At 62.6% G+C, this 2,744-nt stretch carries 1 protein-coding gene and 1 pseudogene; both read left to right on the top strand.

Annotated elements, in window-relative coordinates:
• Positions 1 to 107 precede the first annotated feature (107 nt).
• A pseudogene (istA, locus tag CQ13_RS10110) lies at positions 108 to 1,711 on the top strand (IS21 family transposase); the annotation flags it as partial.
• A gap of 187 nt (positions 1,712 to 1,898) precedes the next feature.
• Positions 1,899 to 2,669, top strand: coding sequence for an IS21-like element helper ATPase IstB (gene istB / locus CQ13_RS10105; RefSeq protein WP_057842763.1), 771 nt, complete (start codon positions 1,899 to 1,901; stop codon positions 2,667 to 2,669).
• Positions 2,670 to 2,744: the final 75 nt, after the last annotated feature.

The raw sequence follows: 2,744 nt of genomic DNA, 5'->3' as shown, positions 1-2,744 counted from the left end.
CCCCGACGGTCGGTCAAAATCCCCCGGGTGAGGTCACCTCAAACTCCCCCACCTGATTCCGCCTGGTTGGGCGGCTGATCGGCCGCAAAGCACGTAGCAGGACGTTTATTTTCGCCCCCTTTAGGGAAGAGGGGACCGGGAGTTGAACGTCTTGAAGCCGCATCTGCAAAGCACCGTATTTACGTTACTTGAGCGCCAGACGAGCCAACGAGAGATCCAGCGGCTGACGGGGATCGACCGCAAGACGATCCGGCGTTACCAGGCGATTTTCGTGTCCCGGCGAGCGGCGGAGGCAAATTCCCCCGGGGTGACCGCCGGCTCCGAGGCCGCGGATGGCCAAACTCCCCCACCTCCGCGACCGCCGGCTATCGGCATGAAGGTGGCCGCCAAGACGTTTGATTTCGCCCGCTCAGCCTGTGAACCGCATCGGGAATGGATCGAGCAGCAGGTCCGACTGAAGCGCAATGCGCAGGCGATCTACCAGGATCTGGTTGATCAGCTCGGCTTCACTGCCAGCTACGAGAGCGTCAAGCGTTTCGTGCGCGCCTTGCGCCACATCGATCCCAAACAGTTTGACCGTCTCGAGTTTGCCCCCGGCGAGGAAGCCCAGGTCGATTATGGCGAAGGCGCGCTGACCCGTGATCCGAAGAGCGGTCGTTACCGCCGGCCGCGCCTGTTCGTGATGACCCTGCGCTACTCGCGGCGTAGCTTCCGGCGGGTGGTCTGGAAGTCGAGCCAGCAGATCTGGGCACAGCTCCACGAAAAGGCTTTTCGATATTTTGGCGGCGCCGTCGGCTATGTCGTGCTCGATAATCTCAAGGAAGGCGTCATCACGCCCGACCTGTACGAGCCCGAGCTCAACCGGCTCTACGGCGCGGTGCTCGCGCATTACGGCGTCGTCGCCGATCCGGCACGGGTGCGGGACCCGAACCGCAAGGGGACCGTGGAGAACGCGATCCAGCACACCCAGGGCACCGCGCTCGCCGGGCGGCGCTTCGAATCACTCGAGGCTCAGAACAGCTTTCTGGAGCACTGGGAGACGAACTGGGCTTCCAAACGCATCCATGGCAGCATGAGGCGTCAGGTCGAGGCCATGTTCCAGGAGGAGAAGCCGCATCTGCGGCCATTGCCCGCGACCGGCTTCCGTTACTTCTCCGAGCTCGTGCGCACCGTCTACGACGACACCACCGTGCGGGTGGATCACAGCGACTATGCCGCGCGCCCCGCGCCGATCGCAGCCAGGTCGTGGTACGCCTTTACGAGACCAAGATCGAGATCCGCGACCGCAGCACCCAGGCGCTGCTGCGCGTTCATGCCCGCGCCGCACGGCCGGGTTCGCTCAAACTGCCGCACAACGAGCGCCCGTTCAATCCATCTCGTCAGACCGCCTTCCTGCTGGCAAGCGCCGGCGACATCGGACCGCAAGCGAAGGCGCTCTGTCAGCACCTGTTCGACACCGAAGGTCGCGTTGGACAACGCGCGATGTGGGGCATTGTCGGACTTGCGAAGAAGTATCCCGCCCGGCTCGTCGAGCAAGCCTGCGATCACGCGATGCGTCATCACATCCATCGCTACAAACAGGTGCGCGCCATCCTTGAGCGATTGTTCGAGCGGGCGCTCGAGCGCGTCGATCAGGCACCACAACTCACGCTGTCTCTGACGCAGGATCATCCACTGATCCGTCCCGCAGACGAGTACGGCGAACTCTTTCGCCTCGGCGCCCAGAACCGTGCCAGCATCGAGCGCCGGCCCGGAAACAACGGCAATGATCAGCCCGCACCAAACCGCGCTCGCGTCGTCTCCGCAATCCCGGCCAGCTCCGACGACGCGAGCGCTCCCGCCCAGACCTTGATTGCCGATCAACTCTGCCTTTCAACCTCCACAGGAGATCATTCGGAATGACCATGACCTTGCCAGAAATTGATCGCTGCCTACGACAGTTGCGGCTGTCGGGCATACGCGACACGCTCGAGAGCCGCGTCCTGCAGGCCCAGGGCGCCAGCCAACCGTTCCTCGAGACCTTCTGCCTGCTCCTGCAGGACGAACTCGATCGTCGTCAGTCCCGTCTCATCGCTCGCCGCTACCAGCAATCCGGGCTTGAAGAGAAGCTCACGCTCGCGGAGTTCGACTGGTCCTTCAATCCCAAACTGCCGCGTCAGGCCTGCTTCCAGCTGCATGCGCTGAAGTTTGTCGCGGTCGGTGAAAACGCTCTGTTCATTGGCAAGCCCGGCACCGGAAAATCGCACGTGGCCAAGGCCGTCGCCTACCAGGCCATCCTGCAAGGCCACAAGGTCCAGTATCTCGAGGCCGATGACTTCTTCAACCGTTACGCCCTCAGCCCCGCCGCTCAGCGCGAAGCGCGACTGCGGAGCATCTCTGACTGCGATCTGCTTGTGCTTGACGATCTGTTCCTCGCTCGCACCATCCCCGACGAAGCCGGCGCTTTGCTGCAGAATCTGATCCATCAACGCTACAAATTGCACCGCAGCGTCATCGTCACGTCCAATCGCGTCGTGCAGGATTGGGGCGCTTATCTCCGCGACAACACCATGAGCACGACGATCCTTGACCGCCTCATGCACCATTGTCATCTGCTTGAGTTCGACGGCCGCAGCTACCGCCTCAAGGAAGCCGCCGAAGCCCTTGCACGCAAAACCCAGTCAACCTAAAAGCCTCTTGTCCTGCTCCACAAGTGGGGGAGTTTGCGCGACCACAGGTGGGGGAATTTGAAGTGACCGTCCGGG

The organism is Bradyrhizobium retamae (assembly GCF_001440415.1).
GTDB classification, from domain to species: domain Bacteria; phylum Pseudomonadota; class Alphaproteobacteria; order Rhizobiales; family Xanthobacteraceae; genus Bradyrhizobium; species Bradyrhizobium retamae.
Note: the sequence above shows the minus strand (reverse complement) of the source record. Positions and strands in the feature narration are given on the sequence as shown.